The sequence below is a fragment of the Streptomyces saintjeani genome (assembly GCF_055409605.1).
In genome coordinates this window covers 5583804-5600188 of sequence record NZ_CP189624.1, presented here as the reverse complement: position 1 = coordinate 5600188, position 16385 = coordinate 5583804, and the positions used below count along the sequence as shown (strand labels likewise).

Genomic DNA, 16385 nt, shown 5'->3' with positions numbered 1-16385 from the left:
CTGGAGTCGTGGTTCAGGGCCGAGCAGGCCCTCCCACATATCTGCGGTGAAGGGGGGTGAGGTCAGCCCTCGACGACGACGCCCATGGAGCGCGCGGTACCGGCGATGATCTTCGCCGCGGCGTCCAGGTCGTTGGCGTTGAGGTCGGGGAGCTTGGTCGTGGCGATCTCGCGGACCTGCGCCTCGGTGATCTTGGCGACCTTGGTCTTGTGCGGCTCGCCCGAGCCCTTCTCGACACCGGCGGCCTTGAGGATCATCTTCGCGGCCGGCGGAGTCTTGGTCACGAAGGTGAAGGAGCGGTCCTCGTAGACCGTGATCTCCACCGGGATGACCCAGCCACGCTGCGACTCGGTCGCCGCGTTGTAGGCCTTGCAGAACTCCATGATGTTGACGCCGTGCTGACCGAGCGCGGGGCCGACCGGCGGGGCGGGGTTCGCCGCACCGGCGTTGATCTGGAGCTTGATGAGCCCCGTGACCTTCTTCTTCTTGGGAGGCATAGCTCTCCGGGTCCTTTCGATTCGGGTCCTGCCCGTGCTCGGGAATCACCCGGACGCAGGCATACCGCACAACGATAACGGGTATAGGTGTGCGGCCAAAAACCGAGCAGGTCAGACAAGCTGTGACAGCCTGCCTGACCTGGCCGGAAGTGTGTCTTCCAGGAAGAGCTAGTTCTTCTGGATCTGGTCGAAGGACAGCTCGACCGGGGTCTCGCGGCCGAAGATCTCCACCAGGCCCTTGACCTTCTTGGAGTCGGCGTTGATCTCGTTGATCGTGGCCTGGAGCGTGGCGAACGGACCGTCCGTGACGGTGACCGAGTCGCCGACCTCGAAGTCCAGCACCTGGACCTCGAGCTTGCGCGACGGCGCCGGCTTGCCCTCGGCCTCGGCCGCCTCGCGGGCCGCCTTCTCCTCCGCCTCGGGCGCGAGCATCTTGACGATCTCGTCCAGCGTCAGCGGGTAGGGGTCGTACGCGTTGCCCACGAAGCCGGTGACGCCGGGGGTGTTGCGGACGACGCCCCAGGACTCGTTCGTGAGGTCCATCCGGACCAGGACGTACCCGGGAAGCTTGTTCTGCCGGACCGTCTTGCGCTCGCCGTTCTTGATCTGGGCGACCTCTTCCTGCGGCACCTCGGCCTGGAAGATGAAGTCCTCGACGTTCAGCGAGACGGCGCGCTGCTCCAGGTTGGTCTTCACGCGGTTCTCGTAACCGGCGTAGGTGTGGATGACGTACCACTCGCCGGGGAGGGTGCGCAGCTCCTCGCGGAGGGCCTCGACGGGGTCGACGGGAGCGGTCTCGACGTCGCCGCCGGACTCCTCCTCCTCGTCGTCCTCGTCGCCTTCTTCGAGGTCGGCGTCTTCTTCGAGACCGGCGTCCTCGGAGTCGGCGTCCTCTTCCTCTTCGAGGTGGACGGCGTCCTCTTCAGCGGCCTCGCCGGCCTCGGCGTCGGCAGCCTCCACCTCGTCCAGGTCCTCGTCCGCGCCCTCGACGATGTCGAGCTCGTCGTCGACGGACTCGACGGCCTCGACAGCTTCGTGGTCGTCGTTCAGGTTCTGGTCAGACACGTGGCTGCTTCTTCCTGGGATGCATAAGGGTGGAACATGCGAAAGGGGCGCCGGTTTCCTCGGCGCCCTTCGCTAATCGGCATCAGCCGAAGACGTACTTGGCGGCATGGCTGAGACCGTAGTCGATCACCGTGACCAGACCGATCATGATGACCACGAAGACGATCACCACAGTGGTGTAGGTGGTGAGCTGATTGCGCGTCGGCCAGACTACCTTGCGCAGCTCGGCGATGATCTGGCGGTAGAAGAGGCCCAGCCGCTTCAGCGGGCCCCGCTTGGCGCGCTTTCCGCCCTTGCGCGCCTTCTTCTTGCTCTCAGGCGCTTCGTCCTGGGCGTCAGGCGTATCGATGGAGCCCACGGCATCCGCCATTCGTCCTCACCTGTTCCCGGGTCGTGGCCGTGCCGCGCCCGGTCTGAGCCGCACGACGGTGCAATGCTGTGTATACCTGCGCACACATCCTGGAGGAGTGTGAAGCAGGGCCGGAGGGACTTGAACCCCCAACCGCTGGTTTTGGAGACCAGTGCTCTACCAATTGAGCTACGACCCTTTGTCCGTCCCCCAACCTACCGTATCCACCCGGGTGCTTGGTGTGCACCGCTGGTGGCACGGCTGTAGAGGGGCCAACGACGGATGAGTGTACGTGCTCCTGAGCCCGGCGTCGAACGCGAAGCGCTCTTGATCGGTCTCGGTCTGATGTTCCGTCGGTTCACCCGGGCGTGGCCTCGCGTTGCCCAGTACGTGAAACCGGCGTGCCGCCGGTGTTGCGGGTCTGAAAACATGGGCCGCATGAGCGCTGCAACCTCTCCCACCGAACGCCGGGTCTCGGCCCGCATCGGCGCGATCTCCGAATCCGCGACCCTCGCCGTGGACGCCAAGGCGAAGGCCCTGAAGGCCGCCGGGCGTCCGGTGATCGGTTTCGGCGCGGGTGAGCCCGACTTCCCGACCCCCGACTACATCGTCGAAGCGGCCGTCGAGGCATGCAAGAACCCCAAGTACCACCGCTACACCCCGGCGGGCGGCCTGCCCGAGCTGAAGGCCGCGATCGCCGCGAAGACCCTGCGCGACTCGGGCTACGAGGTCGACGCGTCCCAGATCCTCGTCACCAACGGCGGCAAGCAGGCCATCTACGAGGCGTTCGCCACGATCCTCGACCCGGGCGACGAGGTCATCGTCCCGGCGCCGTACTGGACGACCTACCCGGAGTCGATCCGTCTCGCCGGCGGTGTCCCGGTCGAGGTCGTCGCCGACGAGACGACCGGCTACCGCGTCTCCGTCGAGCAGCTGGAGGCCGCGCGGACCGCGAACACCAAGGTCCTGCTCTTCGTCTCCCCCTCCAACCCGACCGGCGCGGTCTACACGCGCGCGCAGGTCGAGGAGATCGGCCGCTGGGCCGCCGAGCACGGCCTGTGGGTCCTGACGGACGAGATCTACGAGCACCTCGTGTACGGCGACGCGGAGTTCCACTCGCTGCCGGTCGTCGTCCCCGAGCTGGCCGACAAGACCATCGTCGTCAACGGTGTCGCCAAGACGTACGCCATGACCGGCTGGCGGGTCGGCTGGGTCATCGGCCCCAAGGACGTCGTCAAGGCCGCGACCAACCTCCAGTCGCACGCCACGTCCAACGTCTCCAACGTCGCCCAGGTCGCCGCGCTCGCCGCGGTCTCCGGTGACCTCACGGCCGTCGAGGAGATGAAGGTCGCGTTCGACCGGCGGCGCAAGAAGATCGTCGCGATGCTCAACGAGATCGACGGCGTGTTCTGCCCGGAGCCCGAGGGCGCGTTCTACGCGTACCCGTCCGTGAAGGAGTTGCTCGGCAAGGAGATCCGGGGCCGGCGGCCCGTCTCCTCGGTGGAGCTGGCCGAGCTGATCCTGGAGGAGGCCGAGGTCGCGGTCGTACCCGGTGAGGCGTTCGGCACACCCGGCTATCTGCGGCTGTCGTACGCGCTGGGCGACGAGGACCTCGTCGAGGGCGTCTCGCGGCTCCAGAAGCTGCTGGCCGAGGCCAAGTAGGTCGCTGCCTGGCGGGCCGTCTCCCTTCGGGGAAGCGGCCCGCCTTTTTGTACGAGCAAACCCACGTTCGGGGAATCGATTACCCGCGCCTCACCCGCGTACGGCAGTATCGGCGAATGCTGAGCCTTTCAGGGGGGAGCCCCCCGAACCCCCCGTGCGTACGTGATCTCTCTCAACTCCCCAAGGCCCATCTGCACCTGCACTTCACCGGCTCGATGCGGCCCGCGACCGTGCTGGAGCTGGCCGACAAGTACGGGGTACGGCTGCCGGAGGCGCTGGCCGAGGCGCTGACCAGCGGGGAGCCGCCGCAGCTGAGGGCTACGGACGAACGGGGCTGGTTCCGCTTCCAGCGGCTGTACGACGCCGCGCGCTCGTGCCTGCGTGAGCCCGACGACATCCGGCGCCTCGTGCGCGAGGCCGCCGAGGAGGACGTCCGGGACGGCTCCGGGTGGCTGGAGATCCAGGTCGACCCGACCTCGTACGCGCCCCGGCTGGGCGGGCTCATCCCCGCGCTGGAGATCATCCTGGACGCGGTCGAGACGACCTCGCGCGACCTCGGGATCGGGATGCGGGTGCTGGTCGCCGCGAACCGGATGAAGCACCCGCTGGACGCCCGTACGCTCGCCCGGCTCGCCGTCCGCTACGCCGAGCGGGGCGTCGTCGGCTTCGGCCTCTCCAACGACGAACGCCGGGGCATGGCCCGCGACTTCGACCGGGCGTTCGCGATCGCCCGCGAGGGCGGGCTGCTGTCCGCGCCCCACGGCGGCGAGCTGACCGGCCCCTTCTCCGTCCGCGACTGCCTGGACGACCTCCACGCGACCCGCATCGGCCACGGGGTCCGCGCGGCGGAGGACCCCCGCCTGCTGAAGCGCCTCGCGGAGCGGGGGGTGACCTGCGAGGTCTGCCCCGCGTCCAACGTCGCCCTGGGCGTCTACGAGAAGCCGGAGGACGTGCCCCTGCGGGTGCTGTACGACGCCGGCGTGCCGATGGCGCTGGGCGCGGACGACCCGCTGCTGTTCGGGTCCCGGCTGGCCGCGCAGTACGAGATCGCCCGGCGGTACCACGGGTTCACGGACGAGGAGCTGGCGGAGCTGGCGCGGCAGTCGATCCGGGGGTCGGCGGCGCCGGAGGACGTCAGGGGGAAGCTGCTGTCCGGGGTGGACGACTGGCTGGCGGGGCCGGTGGGTTGAGGGCGGCGCGGGGGCAGGTGGGGGCAGTGTCCTGAGGGCGGGCGTGGGTGCGGGCGGCCTGGCGGACCGGTGGCTTGAGGGCGGGCGCGGGGCGGGTGGCCTGGCGGGGGCGTCCGGTCTCCCTAGGGTGTCTCGGCGGCTCCGGCCGTTTCCGCGAACCTCGTCGCCCCGTTGGTGCCGGCCTCTGCTGCGGGTCCCGTGATGCCCGCGAGGAGCGTGCGGGCGAGGCGGGACGCGAACGTCGCCGTGTCGGGGCGGGTGTCCGCCGCGTCGTACGCGAACGCGCGCTGTGCGCAGGCGCCGAGGAGGAGGGACGCCGCGGCGAAGGTGTCGGTGTCGGGGTGGACGCGGCCGAGTTCCCGCTCCGCGCGGAGGTACGCGTCGAGGAGGCCGATGGGGACGTGCGGGCCGGTGCCCTTCTCGCGCATCGCCCGGTCGTGCCGCTGCTTGAGGCTGGTCTCCGCGTAGAGGGACGCGGCGATCGGGAAGCTCTCGTCGTAGAAGAGGGACGCCTGGTGGGCGATCTCGGTGAGGTTCTCCTCCAGCGTGCCCCGGCCGGGCTCAGCGGCGAGGCTGCCGAGGAGGGGCGTCAGGTGCGGGAGGCGTTCCGTGAGGACCTGGACGAAGAGGTCCTCCTTGCTGTCGAAGTGCTTGTAGAGGGCCGCCTCGGAGCAGCCGGCCGCTCTCGCGATCTCCTTGGTGGTGGCCCGGGCGAGCCCGACCGTGCGCATCAGGTCGTGGGCGGCGTCGAGGATGCGTGCCCGGGTGGGCCTGGGTTCCATGGGGACATCCGTTCGGTGTCGGCACTTGACGGGTGAGTGATTGCTTACCCACTCTAGGAGAAGGCAGGGTGAGTGAGCACTCACCCACCTCATTCCCACTGGGGGTCCACCATGAAACTCACCGTCCTGGGCGCGACCGGCGGCATCGGCCGCGAGATCGTCCGCCAGGCCCTCGACGCGGGCCACGAGGTCACCGCGGTCGTCCGCGACCCGGCCCGCCTCACCGTCACCGGCACGCACCTGGAGGTCGTCCGCGCCGACCTCACCGACCCGCAGGCCCTGCTCCCCGCGCTGACCGGCCGCGACGTCGTCCTCTCCGGCCTCGGCCCCCGCGGCCGGGCGGACGCCGGCGTCGCCACCCGCCTGACCCGTACGGCCCTGAAGGCCCTGGAGTCGACGGACGTACGCCGGTTCCTGCTGGTCAGCGCCGCGCCCGTGGGCCCCGCTCCGGCGGACGACGGCCTCCTCGACCGGGGGATGCGCAGTGCCGTCTCGGCGATCCTGCGCCCCGTCTACGACGACCTGCGCGAGATGGAGGCGGACGTCGCCCGCTCCGCGACGGACTGGACGTTCGTCCGCCCGCCCCGCCTCCAGGACAAGCCCCTCACGGGCGTCTACCGCAAGGTGATCGGCGGTTTCCCGCGCGCGGGGAGGTTCATTGGACGGGCGGATGTGGCGCACGCGATGTTGGGGATGATCGGTGAGGCGGGGGCGGTGAAGCAGGGGGTGGGGGTGGCGTACTGAACTCCCTTAAGAGTGCCGAAGTCGTCCCGGTTCACCTTGGAGCCTCTCCTCAGAGGGTGACGCCCACCATCACCGGCTCGTTCACCAGCGTCACCCCGAACGCCGTCTCCACCCCGGTGACGATCTCGCGGGCCAGCGCGAGGAGGTCCTCCGTGGTGGCGGTGCCCCGGTTCGTGAGGGCGAGGGTGTGTTTCGTGGACAGGCGCGCGGGGCCGGTGCCGTACCCCTTCGTGAAGCCGGCGCGGTCGATGAGCCACGCGGCGGACGTCTTCGTGTGCCCCTCCCCCGCCGGGTAGGCGGGCGGTTCGGTGCCCTCGCCGAGCCGCTCCCCCACGCGCGCACGGAACGCCGCGAACTCGGCGTCCGCGAGGATCGGGTTGGTGAAGAAGGACCCGGCGGACCAGGTGTCGTGGTCCTCGGCGTCCAGCACCATCCCCTTGCCCGCGCGCAGCTTCAGCACCGTCTCGCGCGCGGCGCCGAGCGCGACCCGCTCCCCCGCCTCGACGCCGAGCGCCCGCGCGGTCTCGGCGTACTTCAGGGGCGCCGACAGCCCGCCCGCGTCCTCCAGAGCGAACCGCACGCGCAGGACGACGTACCGCTCGGGGTCCGCCTTGAAACGGCTGTGGCGGTACGAGAAGGCGCACTCGGCGTTCGTCAGCGTGACCGTCTCACCCGCGCGCCGGTCGTAGGCGACGACCTCGGTGATCGTCGAGGAGACCTCCTGGCCGTACGCCCCGACGTTCTGGATCGGCGTCGCGCCCGCCGACCCGGGGATCCCGGCGAGGCACTCGATCCCGGCGAGCCCGGCGTCCACCGCGCGCGCGACGGCGTCGGTCCACACCTCGCCCGCGGCCAGCTCCAGCGTCGTACCGCTCAGCTCGGTCCCGCGGGTGGCGATGCGCAGGGCCGTGCCGTCGAAGCCCTTGTCCCCGACGACGAGGTTGGAGCCGCCGCCGACGATCAGCAGGGGGGTGCCGGCCGCGTCGGCCTCGCGCACGGCCTCGATCACCTCGGCGTCGGTGGTGGCGGTCACCAGACGGGAGGCGGGGCCGCCGAGCCGGAACGTGGTCAGCGGGGCGAGCGGAGCGTCGTGAAGTTCGAGCACGCGGCCAAGCCTACGAGACGGCACTGACAACGCCGGTCGCACGCCGGGCACGCGTAAGGGGCGCCTCGCCCTGGAGAACGCCCCTTACATCGCCGTACGCGTGCGCGCCTGTCGCACGGAAAGCCTCAGGCCAGGCGGACGACCGCCCGGGACATGCCGAGGACCTTCTGGCCGGCGCTGGTGACGGTGAGGTCGACGCGGACCGTGTTGTCGTCGAGCTTGGCGGCGACCTTGGCGGTGACCTCGATGAGGGCGCCCTCGTCGTCGTTGGGGACGACGACGGGCCTGGTGAAGCGGACGCCGTAGTCGACGACCGCGCCCGGGTCGCCGGTCCAGTCGGTGACGACGCGGACCGCCTCGGCCATGGTGAACATGCCGTGCGCGATGACGTCCGGGAGGCCGACCTCCTTGGCGAACTTCTCGTTCCAGTGGATCGGGTTGAAGTCGCCGGAGGCGCCCGCGTAGCGCACGAGCGTGGCACGGGTCACGGGGAAGGTGCGGGCGGGCAGTTCGGTGCCGACCTCGACCTCGTCGTAAGAAATCTTCGCCGTCATGGGATTCCTCACGCCTCCTCGGTGGCCGCGCGGGCCACGAGCTTGGTCCAGGCGGTCACGACGTGCTCGCCGGCCTCGTCGTGGACCTCGCCGCGGATGTCCACGATGTCGTTGCCGGCCATCGACTTGACGGCCTCGATGGTGCTGGTGACGCTCAGCCGGTCACCCGCGCGCACGGGGCGGACGTACGTGAACTTCTGGTCGCCGTGCACGACGCGGCTGTAGTCGAGGCCCAGCTGGGGGTCCTCGATGACCTGTCCGGCGGCCTTGAAGGTGATGGAGAACACGAACGTCGGGGGGGCGATCACGTCCGGGTGACCGAGCGCCTTCGCGGCCTCGGGGTCCGTGTACGCGGGGTGGTCGTCGCCGATCGCGACCGCGAACTCGCGGATCTTCTCCCGGCCCACCTCGTAGGGCTCGGTGGGCGGGTAGCTCCGCCCCACGAAGGACTGGTCGAGCGCCATGGGCCCGGCACCTCTCTGGTTGCTCTACTGACCGGTACTGCCTGTTCAACGACGTGAGGCCGCCCCCGATCTCTCGGGGACGGCCTCATGTACGAGCCTGATTTATCGCGTTTCGCGGTGCGCGGTGTGCGCGTTGCAACGCGGGCAGTGCTTCTTCATCTCCAGTCGGTCCGGGTTGTTACGCCGGTTCTTCTTGGTGATGTAGTTCCGCTCCTTGCACTCCACGCAGGCCAGCGTGATCTTCGGGCGGACGTCGGTGGCAGCCACGTGAGTGCTCCTTGACGAACGGATAGAAATTGATTAACGCATGAAAGAGTAGCCGACTGAAGGACCGACCCCACAATCGGCTACTGCTCGTAGCGGTGACCGGACTTGAACCGGTGACACAGCGATTATGAGCCGCTTGCTCTACCGACTGAGCTACACCGCTGTGATGAGATCCGTTCCCGCCTCGCGACGGGAACCTCTCTCACCAGAGCCCCAATACGGAATCGAACCGTAGACCTTCTCCTTACCATGGAGACGCTCTACCGACTGAGCTATTGGGGCGAGCGAGGAAGACATTACACGCTCCTCGGGCGTTCACCCAAATCCGTTGTCGGGCCTTGTGCGGCCCCGGTTTCCGGCCCGCCACAAGGGTCTCCGGGGCCTCCCCCGCACGGCGGACCACACCGGTACGACTATTTCGCCCCTCCCTGACAGCGTCGGACGACCGCCCTAGGCTCGACTCACTCTGCGTGATCTTCCTCTGTGATCTCTGCGATCTCTGTGATCTTTTATGACCCTTTGTGACCTCGGAGCCTCTGGAGCGCGATGCCCGACAGTCAGCCGCAGCCGTCCCCGTCGTCGTCCGGTGGGTCGTCCGGTGGGTCCTCCAGCAGCCGGCAGGACCCGTCGGCCCTCCTGCTGTGCGGCGCCCGGCTCACCGACGGCAGGACCGTGGACGTACGGCTGGGCGGCGGGCGGATCGAGGCCGTCGGTACGGCGGGCAGCCTGACCGGCCCTCCCGCGCGCGGGGGCCGCGTCGACCTCTCCGGCCACCTCCTGCTCCCCGCCCCCGCCGAACCGCACGCGCACGCGGACACCGCGCTGTCCGCCGACACGGACGGGCCGGTGTCGTACGCCCCCGAGGACGTCCAGCGGCGCGCCACCGAGGCGGCCCTCCTCCAGCTCGGCCACGGCGCGACCGCCCTGCGCGCGCACGTACGCGTGGGCGACGTCCAGGGGCTCGGCGCGCTCGGCGCCGTCCTCCAGGCGCGCCGTTCGCTGCGCGGGCTCGCGGAGCTGACGACCGTGGCGGTGCCCCGGCTGCTGACCGGGGTGGCCGGCGCGGACGGGCTCGCGATGCTGCGGGACGCGCTGAAGATGGGCGCCTCCGTGGTGGGCGGCTGCCCCGACCTCGACCCCGATCCGACGGGGTACGTCCAGGCCGTCCTGGAGGTCGCCGCCGAGCACGGCTGCCCGGTCGACCTGCACACCGACGCCGCCGACCCCGGGCGCCTCGCGCGCATCGCCGCGCAGTGCGGGGGCCTGCGGCCCGGCGTCACGCTCAGCCCCTGCGGGGCGCTGCCCGCCGAGCACGCCTCCCGTACGGCCGACCAGCTCGCCGCCGCGGGCGTCACCGTCGTCTGCCTCCCCCAGGGCTCCTGCGGGGCCGTGGAGGGCCGCGGGACGGCTCCTGTGCGGCTCCTGCGGGCGGCGGGGGTGCGGGTCGCCGCCGGGAGCGGGGCGCTGCGGGACGTCTCCAACCCCGTGGGGCGCGGCGATCCTCTGGAGGCCGCGTATCTGCTGGCCTCGCGCGAGGGGTTGCGGCCCGAGGACGCGTACGACGCGGTCAGCGCGTCCGCGCGTGCGGTGCTCGGGTTGCCCGAGGTGCGGGTGGAGGCGGGGTTTCCGGCCGAGTTGCTGGCGGTTCGGGGGGAGCGGCTCGCGGGGGCGTTGTCGCTCGCCTACAGCCGGATCGTGATTCATCGGGGGCGGGTGGTGGCTCGGACGAGTGCGGTGCGGGAGTACTGCAATTCGGCTGTGGCCGCGGAGTCGGGGTTGCCTCGGCAGGGGCGGGGGGAGGTGTCGTAGGGGCGGTGGGGGGGGCGGTTTGCGGGGGCGCCGAGGGCTCGGTGGGCTCGGTGGGCTCGGTGGGCTCGGTGGGCTCGTGAGCATATTTACCGACCGTCACACTTGATGGGAGTCGTGCGGCGGGTGGGGCTCCCCGGGCGTACGGTCGACAGCATGCGCATTGTCATCGCCGGAGGTCATGGTCAGATCGCGTTGCGGCTGGAGCGGTTGCTCGCCGCGCGCGGGGACGAGGTCGTGGGGATCGTCCGCAAGGCCGAGCAGGGGGACGATCTACGCGCGGCCGGCGCCGAACCGGTCGTCCTGGACCTGGAGTCGGCGTCCGCCGAGGAGGTCGCCGGGGTTCTTCGGGGCGCCGACGCGGCCGTGTTCGCGGCGGGTGCGGGGCCGGGCAGCGGGGTCGCGCGCAAGGACACCGTCGACAAGGGGGCGGCGGTTCTCTTCGCCGACGCGGCCGTACGCGCGGGCGTGCGCCGGTTCCTCGTCGTGTCCTCGATGGGCGCGGACGCCGGGCACGCCGGGGACGAGATCTTCGACGCCTACCTGCGCGCGAAGGGGGCCGCCGACGCGTACGTCCAGAGCCTGGGCGCCCTCGACTGGACCGTCCTGCGGCCCGGGGGCCTCACCGACGACGCCGGGACCGGACTGGTGCGCCTGGAGGCGTGTACGGGGCGCGGCATGATCCCGCGCGACGATGTGGCCGCCGTACTCGCGGAGCTGCTGGAGACACCGGCGACGGCGGGGCTGACGCTGGAGCTGGTGGGGGGTTCTACGCCGGTGTCCGTGGCGGTGAAGTCGGTGGCGGGGAACTGACGGGGCCTCAGGGGCGTTGTACGGCTGAGGGTGTGTGGTGGTGGGTGCTCGTACGACGCGGTGCGCGGGTCAGAAGAGGGGCATCTGGCCCGGGAACTCGGGGACCGTGAAGCCGTCCAGCGACGGCTGGGCGGCGCCGAGTTGGGCGGGGCTGCGGGAGCCGGGGCAGGACGTCAGCTCGCCGGCCTCGCGGGCGCCGGGCGGGTCGTGCCGGGCGAACCGGCCGGCGACGACGGCGATCTCGCGGCGGCACTCGGGGCAGGTTCTGCGGCGGCTGGACATGAGGTCAGTGTGCCTCAGGGGGCCCCGCGGACACGGCCTCACGGCACGCTGCGGCGCTGCGCGCAGAAGCGCGATCAGCTCCCTGGCGAGGGTGTGATCTTCTTCATGAGCCGTCGCGGCGGCGCACATGACGAAGGGCCCGTGACCCACTGCTTGAGTGGATCACGGGCCCTTGCGTTCCCGTGTGGCGGCGCCAGGATTCGAACCTGGGAAGGCTGAGCCGGCAGATTTACAGTCTGCTCCCTTTGGCCGCTCGGGCACACCGCCGGGGGTTTGTCGCCTGGTCGGACCGCTTTTCTGCGGTGTTTCCCGGCAACGACGTAAACAATACCCGATGGGGAGGGGTGGTCCGCCACCCGATTGAGCTGCGCCCGGAGGTGATCGGGTGGCTAGGCTTGTCCGGACGTGGCCGGGGCTGTGCCGGGACAGGCACGGGCCCCCGAGGACGCCGCCACGCACTCGACACGCCCCCTGATACAAGGAGCCACAGGACATGGCCGACTCCAGTTTCGACATCGTCTCGAAGGTCGAGCGGCAGGAGGTCGACAACGCCCTCAACCAGGCCGGCAAGGAGATCTCGCAGCGCTACGACTTCAAGGGCGTGGGTGCCTCGATCTCGTGGTCCGGCGAGAAGATCCTGATGGAGGCGAACTCCGAGGACCGGGTCATGGCTGTCCTCGACGTCTTCCAGTCGAAGCTCATCAAGCGCGGGATCTCGCTGAAGGCGCTGGAGGCGGGCGAACCGCAGCTCTCCGGCAAGGAGTACAAGCTCTTCGCCGAGGTCAAGGAGGGCATCTCGCAGGACAACGCGAAGAAGGTCGCCAAGCTCATCCGCGACGAGGGCCCCAAGGGCATCAAGGCCCAGGTCCAGGGTGACGAACTGCGCGTCAGCTCCAAGAGCCGTGACGACCTCCAGACCGTCATCGCCCTGTTGAAGGGCCAGGACTTCGACTTCGCGCTCCAGTTCGTGAACTACCGGTAGTCCGTGGGCCGGTGGGCCAGAAGGGCGGGCGCCTCGGCGCCCGCCCTTCTGGTGTGTCCGGGGGTTTGGTGGGTCCGGGTTCCGGTTGCGCGTGGCTCAGTCCCGCGAGTTGCCGAACAGGAGCCGGTAGACGATCAGCAGCACCAGCGAGCCGCCGATCGCCGCCGCCCAGGTCGCGCCGTCGTAGAAGTCCTTCGTCACCGGGTGGTCCAGCCAGCGCGCCGAGATCCAGCCGCCGACGAACGCGCCCGCGACGCCGATGAGGGTCGTGCCGATGAGGCCGCCCGGGTCGCGGCCCGGCAGCAGGACCTTGGCGACGACTCCGGCCAACAGTCCCAGGATGATCCAACTGACGATGCCCATGCCCCGAACCTGCCCTTCCGCGCTGTGCGTCCGCTGTTCCTGCCGTGTGGGTCCGGTGAAAGTGGCGGGTCGAGCGGCCGGCGACGTCCACGTGTCCCGCACCCGCCGCCGCACGTGCGTTCGTTCTGTGTTGGTGTGGACGACGTCGTGCCGGTACGCGCCGGTTCCCCCGGTCATTAGGGTGCCGCCCATGACACACGCGCCGGTCCGCCCGGCCCCTCACCGCCGCCCCGGCGCGAGGCCCCCGGCCGACGGCGGGCCGGTCTGCCGAGGCGCGGCCCGTCGCACCCCGGCGCCTCGGCGTCCGGCGCCTCGCGGCTCGGCCCGTGTGCGGGAACCCGGCCTCACCGCGTCCGGCCGAGGCGCAGCCCTCCTCGGTCCCGCTCGGAAAGCGTCGCCCCCGTCCGCCTCCCGCCCGCTGCCTCGCCCCTCGGCCCTCGTCACCCCGAGGCACCCCCTCTCCGGAAGGCGCCACCCATGACCGTCCCCTCCGGTTCCCCCGCCGGACTGCGCCGCACCCTGGGGCTCGGGGACGCCGTCGTGATCGGGCTCGGGGCGATGATCGGGGCGGGGGTGTTCGTCGCCCTGGGGCCCGCCGCGCGGGCCGCCGGTACCGGTCTGCTGCCCGCCCTCGCGCTCGCCGCCGTGATCGCCTACTGCAACGCGACCGCCTCCGCCCGGCTGGCCGCCCGCTATCCGGCCTCGGGCGGTACGTACGTCTACGGCCGGGAGCGCCTCGGCGCGTTCTGGGGGTACCTCGCCGGGTGGGCCTTCGTCGTCGGGACGACGGCGTCGTGCGCGGCGATGGCGCTGACCGTGGGGCTGTACGTCTGGCCGGCCCACGCGCACGCGGTGGCGGTCGGGTCGGTCCTGGTGCTGACGGCGGTGAACTACGGCGGCGTCCAGAAGTCGGCGTGGGTGACACGGGCGGTCGTGGCCGTGGTGCTGGCGGTCCTGGTGGCTGTCGTGGCCGTGTGCCTGGGGGCGGAGAGGGCCGGGAGGTCCGGCGCCGGGCCGGCGGACATCGGGTTCTCCGGTGGGGCGGGCGGGCTGCTCCAGGCCGCCGGGCTGCTGTTCTTCGCCTTCGCGGGGTACGCGCGGATCGCGACCCTGGGCGAGGAGGTGCGGGATCCGTCGCGCACGATCCCCCGGGCGATCCCGCTCGCCCTGGGCGTCACGCTGGTGGTGTACGGGTGTGTGGCGGTCGCCGTCCTTTCGGTGCTCGGTGTCGACGGGCTGGGCGGGGCGGGTGCTCCGCTGGTGGACGCGGTGCGTGCGGCGGGCGTGCCCGGGCTGGTCCCCGTGGTGCGGGCCGGTGCGGCCGTCGCCGCACTGGGATCGCTGCTCGCCCTGATCCTGGGGGTCTCCCGGACGACCCTCGCGATGGCCCGTGACCGGCATCTCCCCGGGGCCCTGTCCGCCGTCCACCCCCGCTTCCAGGTCCCCCACCGTGCCGAACTCGCCGTCGGCGCGGTCGTCGCCGTCCTGGCCGCCACCCTCGACGTCCGCGGCGCGATCGGTTTCTCCTCCTTCGGTGTCCTCCTCTACTACGCGGTGGCCAACGCCTCGGCGTGGACCCTGTCTCCGGCACCGCTCGCGCGCCTGGTGCCGGTGGTCGGTCTCGCGGGGTGTCTGCTGCTGGCGTTCTCCCTTCCTTGGGTGTCGGTGGTGTCCGGAGCGGGGGTGCTGGTGCTGGGTGCGGTGGTGTACGGGGTGCGGCGGGGGTGGGTGCCGGGGAGGGGGTGAGCTCTCAGCGGGCCGCCCCCGTACGTATCCGGAACTCCGCCCACGGGGCCGTCTCGACGTCGTCGTCCGGTTCCCCGTACCAGCCCTTCTCCTCCACCTGGTCCTCCAGCCACTGCGCGAGGCTCGGCGGGTCCAGGTACCAGGCTCCCTCGGCGTCCACGGCGGCGGGGAGTGAACTCCGGCCCTGGGGCCGGGTGGTGCGGGCCTTCCTCAGCACCCGGGTCAGCGACTGCTCGTGCTCGGTCATGGATTCATCGTGCACGCCGCCACTGACAATCGCCCTGGCCTGTGGACAACCCCGGGCCTGTGGACAACTCGCTCACCCCGAAGTGGCTGTCCCCCTCCCCGGCAGAGTTCAGCGGGCGCCGAACGGTTCGTCCGTCGGGACGATCTCGCGGCCCAGGGGCATGAGGGAGACGGGGATGAGCTTGAAGTTGGCGATGCCGAACGGGATGCCGATGATCGTGACGCACAGGAGGAGGCCGGTGACGATGTGGCCGAGGGCCAGCCACCAGCCGGCCAGGACGAGCCACAGGACGTTGCCGACGCAGGACGGCGCGCCCGCGTCGCGGCGTTCGACGGTGGTGCGGCCGAAGGGCCACAGGGCGTAGACGCCGATGCGGAAGGCGGCGATCCCGAAGGGGATGCCGATGATCGTGATGCACAGGAGGAGGCCCGCGCCGAGGTAGGCGAGGAAGAGCCAGAATCCGCTCAGGACGAGCCAGATGACGTTGAGGATGGTCTTCACGACTGGCGACCTGCCATCTTCTCCAGGCGGGCGATCCGCTCCGCCATAGGTGGGTGCGTCGAGAACATCTTGGAGAATCCCTGCCCCGGACGGAAGGGGTTCGCGATCATCATGTGGCTCGCGGTCTCGATCCGGGGCTCGGGCGGCAGCGGAAGCTGCTGGGTGCCGAGTTCGAGCTTGCGCAGCGCGCTCGCGAGGGCGAGCGGATCGCCGGTGAGCTGCGCCCCGGAGGCGTCGGCCTCGTACTCGCGGGAGCGGCTGATGGCGAGCTGGATGAGGCTGGCGGCGAGGGGTCCGAGGAGCGACAGCAGGAGCACGCCGATGATGCCGGGGCCGTCGTCGTCATCGGAGCGGCCGATGGGGATCAGCCAGGCGAAGTTCGCCAGGAAGACGATCACCGAGGCGAGCGCCCCGGCGACCGAGGAGATGAGGATGTCGCGGTTGTAGACGTGGCTCAGCTCGTGCCCGATGACGCCGCGCAGCTCGCGTTCGTCGAGGAGGCGCATGATGCCGTCCGTGCAGCACACGGCCGCGTTGCGCGGGTTGCGGCCGGTCGCGAAGGCGTTGGGCGCCTCGGTCGGCGAGATGTACAGGCGGGGCATCGGCTGGCGCGCCTGCGTGGAGAGTTCGCGGACCATCCGGTACAGGGCGGGGGCCTCGAACTCGCTCACCGGGCGCGCGCGCATCGCGCGTAGAGCCAGCTTGTCGCTGTTCCAGTACGCGTACGCGTTGGTGCCGAGGGCGATCAGGACAGCGATGATCAGCCCGGTCCGGCCGAAGAAACCGCCGATGACGACGATGAGTGCGGACAGCCCCCCGAGGAGTACTGCGGTCCTGAGCCCGTTGTGCCGGCGGTGCACGGTACTCCCTCCAGGTCGTGCGGCAGGGGAACCCTTTGCTCGCTGATCTGCGGTCCTTCTGGCGTCACGTCCAGTGGACCCTCCTGTCCGTGTCAACGCCAGGCGA

Annotated in this window: 20 protein-coding genes and 4 tRNA genes; 7 read left to right on the top strand and 17 right to left on the bottom strand. The window is 70.9% G+C overall.

The window, feature by feature from the left end; all coding sequences use genetic code 11:
- Nucleotides 1-62: 62 nt before the first annotated feature.
- The 4 genes from rplK to ACQCO7_RS25530 form a co-directional block, all read right to left on the bottom strand.
- On the bottom strand, nucleotides 63-497 hold the full coding sequence (gene rplK / locus ACQCO7_RS25545) for a 50S ribosomal protein L11 (protein ID WP_010354293.1): 435 nt from the start codon (nucleotides 495-497) through the stop codon (nucleotides 63-65).
- A 168-nt stretch (nucleotides 498-665) separates the two neighbouring features.
- A complete protein-coding gene (gene nusG / locus ACQCO7_RS25540; RefSeq protein WP_464074009.1) occupies nucleotides 666-1562 on the bottom strand; it encodes a transcription termination/antitermination protein NusG in 897 nt (298 codons plus the stop codon).
- 82 nt (nucleotides 1563-1644) lie between these two features.
- Nucleotides 1645-1932, bottom strand: a complete 288-nt coding sequence (gene secE, locus ACQCO7_RS25535; RefSeq protein ID WP_464074008.1) for a preprotein translocase subunit SecE — start codon at nucleotides 1930-1932, stop codon at nucleotides 1645-1647.
- Nucleotides 1933-2037: 105 nt separating this feature from the next.
- Nucleotides 2038-2110 (bottom strand) — tRNA-Trp (locus tag ACQCO7_RS25530).
- Between the two features lie 239 nt (nucleotides 2111-2349).
- Here ACQCO7_RS25530 and ACQCO7_RS25525 point away from each other — a divergent pair.
- Both ACQCO7_RS25525 and ACQCO7_RS25520 read left to right on the top strand, forming a co-directional pair.
- Nucleotides 2350-3573, top strand: a complete 1224-nt coding sequence (locus tag ACQCO7_RS25525; protein WP_464074007.1) for a pyridoxal phosphate-dependent aminotransferase — start codon at nucleotides 2350-2352, stop codon at nucleotides 3571-3573.
- Between the two features lie 116 nt (nucleotides 3574-3689).
- Complete coding sequence (locus ACQCO7_RS25520) at nucleotides 3690-4763, top strand: adenosine deaminase (RefSeq protein ID WP_464074006.1); 1074 nt, start codon at nucleotides 3690-3692, stop codon at nucleotides 4761-4763.
- A 122-nt stretch (nucleotides 4764-4885) separates the two neighbouring features.
- On the opposite strand, the gene ACQCO7_RS25515 is transcribed toward ACQCO7_RS25520, so the two are convergent.
- Nucleotides 4886-5545: a TetR/AcrR family transcriptional regulator gene (locus tag ACQCO7_RS25515; protein WP_464074005.1), complete on the bottom strand. Its 660-nt coding sequence runs from the start codon at nucleotides 5543-5545 to the stop codon at nucleotides 4886-4888.
- Nucleotides 5546-5656: 111 nt separating this feature from the next.
- Between ACQCO7_RS25515 and ACQCO7_RS25510 the strand changes: the two genes are divergently transcribed.
- Nucleotides 5657-6289 (top strand): NAD(P)-dependent oxidoreductase, encoded by a 633-nt coding sequence (locus ACQCO7_RS25510; protein ID WP_464074004.1) that lies wholly within the window; start codon nucleotides 5657-5659, stop codon nucleotides 6287-6289.
- Nucleotides 6290-6338: 49 nt separating this feature from the next.
- Here the strand turns inward: ACQCO7_RS25510 and ACQCO7_RS25505 are convergent, their stop codons facing one another.
- The 6 genes from ACQCO7_RS25505 to ACQCO7_RS25480 form a co-directional block, all read right to left on the bottom strand.
- Nucleotides 6339-7394: a UDP-N-acetylmuramate dehydrogenase gene (locus ACQCO7_RS25505; protein WP_464074003.1), complete on the bottom strand. Its 1056-nt coding sequence runs from the start codon at nucleotides 7392-7394 to the stop codon at nucleotides 6339-6341.
- Nucleotides 7395-7519: 125 nt separating this feature from the next.
- Complete coding sequence (locus ACQCO7_RS25500; RefSeq protein WP_464074002.1) at nucleotides 7520-7948, bottom strand: MaoC family dehydratase; 429 nt, start codon at nucleotides 7946-7948, stop codon at nucleotides 7520-7522.
- Between the two features lie 8 nt (nucleotides 7949-7956).
- Nucleotides 7957-8412 carry a MaoC family dehydratase N-terminal domain-containing protein gene (locus ACQCO7_RS25495; protein WP_010354302.1) on the bottom strand — a complete coding sequence of 152 codons (456 nt, stop codon included), beginning with the start codon at nucleotides 8410-8412 and terminating at the stop codon, nucleotides 7957-7959.
- Between the two features lie 102 nt (nucleotides 8413-8514).
- Complete coding sequence (rpmG, locus tag ACQCO7_RS25490; protein WP_003948671.1) at nucleotides 8515-8679, bottom strand: 50S ribosomal protein L33; 165 nt, start codon at nucleotides 8677-8679, stop codon at nucleotides 8515-8517.
- 90 nt (nucleotides 8680-8769) lie between these two features.
- A tRNA-Met gene (locus ACQCO7_RS25485) sits at nucleotides 8770-8842 on the bottom strand.
- Nucleotides 8843-8888: 46 nt separating this feature from the next.
- A tRNA-Thr gene (locus tag ACQCO7_RS25480) sits at nucleotides 8889-8961 on the bottom strand.
- A 264-nt stretch (nucleotides 8962-9225) separates the two neighbouring features.
- Here ACQCO7_RS25480 and ACQCO7_RS25475 point away from each other — a divergent pair.
- Entirely contained in the window at nucleotides 9226-10488 is a 1263-nt protein-coding gene (locus ACQCO7_RS25475) for an amidohydrolase family protein (RefSeq protein ID WP_464074001.1), read from the top strand.
- Nucleotides 10489-10641: 153 nt separating this feature from the next.
- The gene (locus ACQCO7_RS25470; RefSeq protein WP_464074000.1) at nucleotides 10642-11298 is read left to right on the top strand and encodes an SDR family oxidoreductase; all 657 of its coding nucleotides are present in this window, start codon (nucleotides 10642-10644) and stop codon (nucleotides 11296-11298) included.
- 69 nt (nucleotides 11299-11367) lie between these two features.
- Here the strand turns inward: ACQCO7_RS25470 and ACQCO7_RS25465 are convergent, their stop codons facing one another.
- Together ACQCO7_RS25465 and ACQCO7_RS25460 are read right to left on the bottom strand one after the other, a co-directional pair.
- A complete protein-coding gene (locus ACQCO7_RS25465; RefSeq protein ID WP_050372960.1) occupies nucleotides 11368-11580 on the bottom strand; it encodes a hypothetical protein in 213 nt (70 codons plus the stop codon).
- A gap of 185 nt (nucleotides 11581-11765) precedes the next feature.
- Nucleotides 11766-11847, bottom strand: a tRNA-Tyr gene (locus ACQCO7_RS25460).
- Nucleotides 11848-12073: 226 nt separating this feature from the next.
- On the opposite strand from ACQCO7_RS25460, the gene ACQCO7_RS25455 reads away from it, so the two are divergent.
- The gene (locus ACQCO7_RS25455; RefSeq protein WP_464073999.1) at nucleotides 12074-12562 is read left to right on the top strand and encodes a YajQ family cyclic di-GMP-binding protein; all 489 of its coding nucleotides are present in this window, start codon (nucleotides 12074-12076) and stop codon (nucleotides 12560-12562) included.
- Nucleotides 12563-12658: 96 nt separating this feature from the next.
- Here the strand turns inward: ACQCO7_RS25455 and ACQCO7_RS25450 are convergent, their stop codons facing one another.
- Nucleotides 12659-12925, bottom strand: coding sequence for a GlsB/YeaQ/YmgE family stress response membrane protein (locus ACQCO7_RS25450; RefSeq protein WP_010354309.1), 267 nt, complete (start codon nucleotides 12923-12925; stop codon nucleotides 12659-12661).
- Nucleotides 12926-13402: 477 nt separating this feature from the next.
- Between ACQCO7_RS25450 and ACQCO7_RS25445 the strand changes: the two genes are divergently transcribed.
- Nucleotides 13403-14671: an APC family permease gene (locus tag ACQCO7_RS25445; RefSeq protein WP_464073998.1), complete on the top strand. Its 1269-nt coding sequence runs from the start codon at nucleotides 13403-13405 to the stop codon at nucleotides 14669-14671.
- A gap of 4 nt (nucleotides 14672-14675) precedes the next feature.
- Here the strand turns inward: ACQCO7_RS25445 and ACQCO7_RS25440 are convergent, their stop codons facing one another.
- The 3 genes from ACQCO7_RS25440 to htpX all read right to left on the bottom strand — a co-directional run bounded on the left by ACQCO7_RS25440 (nucleotide 14676) and on the right by htpX (nucleotide 16279).
- Nucleotides 14676-14918, bottom strand: coding sequence for a hypothetical protein (locus tag ACQCO7_RS25440; protein WP_464073997.1), 243 nt, complete (start codon nucleotides 14916-14918; stop codon nucleotides 14676-14678).
- A 108-nt stretch (nucleotides 14919-15026) separates the two neighbouring features.
- Complete coding sequence (locus ACQCO7_RS25435) at nucleotides 15027-15419, bottom strand: YccF domain-containing protein (protein WP_050372956.1); 393 nt, start codon at nucleotides 15417-15419, stop codon at nucleotides 15027-15029.
- Nucleotides 15416-16279, bottom strand: a complete 864-nt coding sequence (gene htpX, locus ACQCO7_RS25430; protein ID WP_010354313.1) for a zinc metalloprotease HtpX — start codon at nucleotides 16277-16279, stop codon at nucleotides 15416-15418. Before htpX ends, ACQCO7_RS25435 begins: the two co-directional genes overlap by 4 nt.
- Nucleotides 16280-16385 lie beyond the last annotated feature (106 nt).

What these genes read in the sequence shown, in the direction of transcription:
- rplK (WP_010354293.1), bottom strand. Translation starts at nt 497, where the DNA reads ATGCCTCCCAAGAAGAAGAAGGTCACGGGGCTCATCAAGCTCCAGATC.
- secE (WP_464074008.1), bottom strand. Translation starts at nt 1,932, where the DNA reads ATGGCGGATGCCGTGGGCTCCATCGATACGCCTGACGCCCAGGACGAA.
- ACQCO7_RS25525 (WP_464074007.1), top strand. Translation starts at nt 2,350, where the DNA reads ATGAGCGCTGCAACCTCTCCCACCGAACGCCGGGTCTCGGCCCGCATC.
- ACQCO7_RS25520 (WP_464074006.1), top strand. Translation starts at nt 3,690, where the DNA reads ATGCTGAGCCTTTCAGGGGGGAGCCCCCCGAACCCCCCGTGCGTACGT.
- ACQCO7_RS25515 (WP_464074005.1), bottom strand. Translation starts at nt 5,545, where the DNA reads ATGGAACCCAGGCCCACCCGGGCACGCATCCTCGACGCCGCCCACGAC.
- ACQCO7_RS25510 (WP_464074004.1), top strand. Translation starts at nt 5,657, where the DNA reads ATGAAACTCACCGTCCTGGGCGCGACCGGCGGCATCGGCCGCGAGATC.
- ACQCO7_RS25500 (WP_464074002.1), bottom strand. Translation starts at nt 7,948, where the DNA reads ATGACGGCGAAGATTTCTTACGACGAGGTCGAGGTCGGCACCGAACTG.
- ACQCO7_RS25495 (WP_010354302.1), bottom strand. Translation starts at nt 8,412, where the DNA reads ATGGCGCTCGACCAGTCCTTCGTGGGGCGGAGCTACCCGCCCACCGAG.
- ACQCO7_RS25475 (WP_464074001.1), top strand. Translation starts at nt 9,226, where the DNA reads ATGCCCGACAGTCAGCCGCAGCCGTCCCCGTCGTCGTCCGGTGGGTCG.
- ACQCO7_RS25470 (WP_464074000.1), top strand. Translation starts at nt 10,642, where the DNA reads ATGCGCATTGTCATCGCCGGAGGTCATGGTCAGATCGCGTTGCGGCTG.
- ACQCO7_RS25465 (WP_050372960.1), bottom strand. Translation starts at nt 11,580, where the DNA reads ATGTCCAGCCGCCGCAGAACCTGCCCCGAGTGCCGCCGCGAGATCGCC.
- ACQCO7_RS25455 (WP_464073999.1), top strand. Translation starts at nt 12,074, where the DNA reads ATGGCCGACTCCAGTTTCGACATCGTCTCGAAGGTCGAGCGGCAGGAG.
- ACQCO7_RS25450 (WP_010354309.1), bottom strand. Translation starts at nt 12,925, where the DNA reads ATGGGCATCGTCAGTTGGATCATCCTGGGACTGTTGGCCGGAGTCGTC.
- ACQCO7_RS25445 (WP_464073998.1), top strand. Translation starts at nt 13,403, where the DNA reads ATGACCGTCCCCTCCGGTTCCCCCGCCGGACTGCGCCGCACCCTGGGG.
- ACQCO7_RS25440 (WP_464073997.1), bottom strand. Translation starts at nt 14,918, where the DNA reads ATGACCGAGCACGAGCAGTCGCTGACCCGGGTGCTGAGGAAGGCCCGC.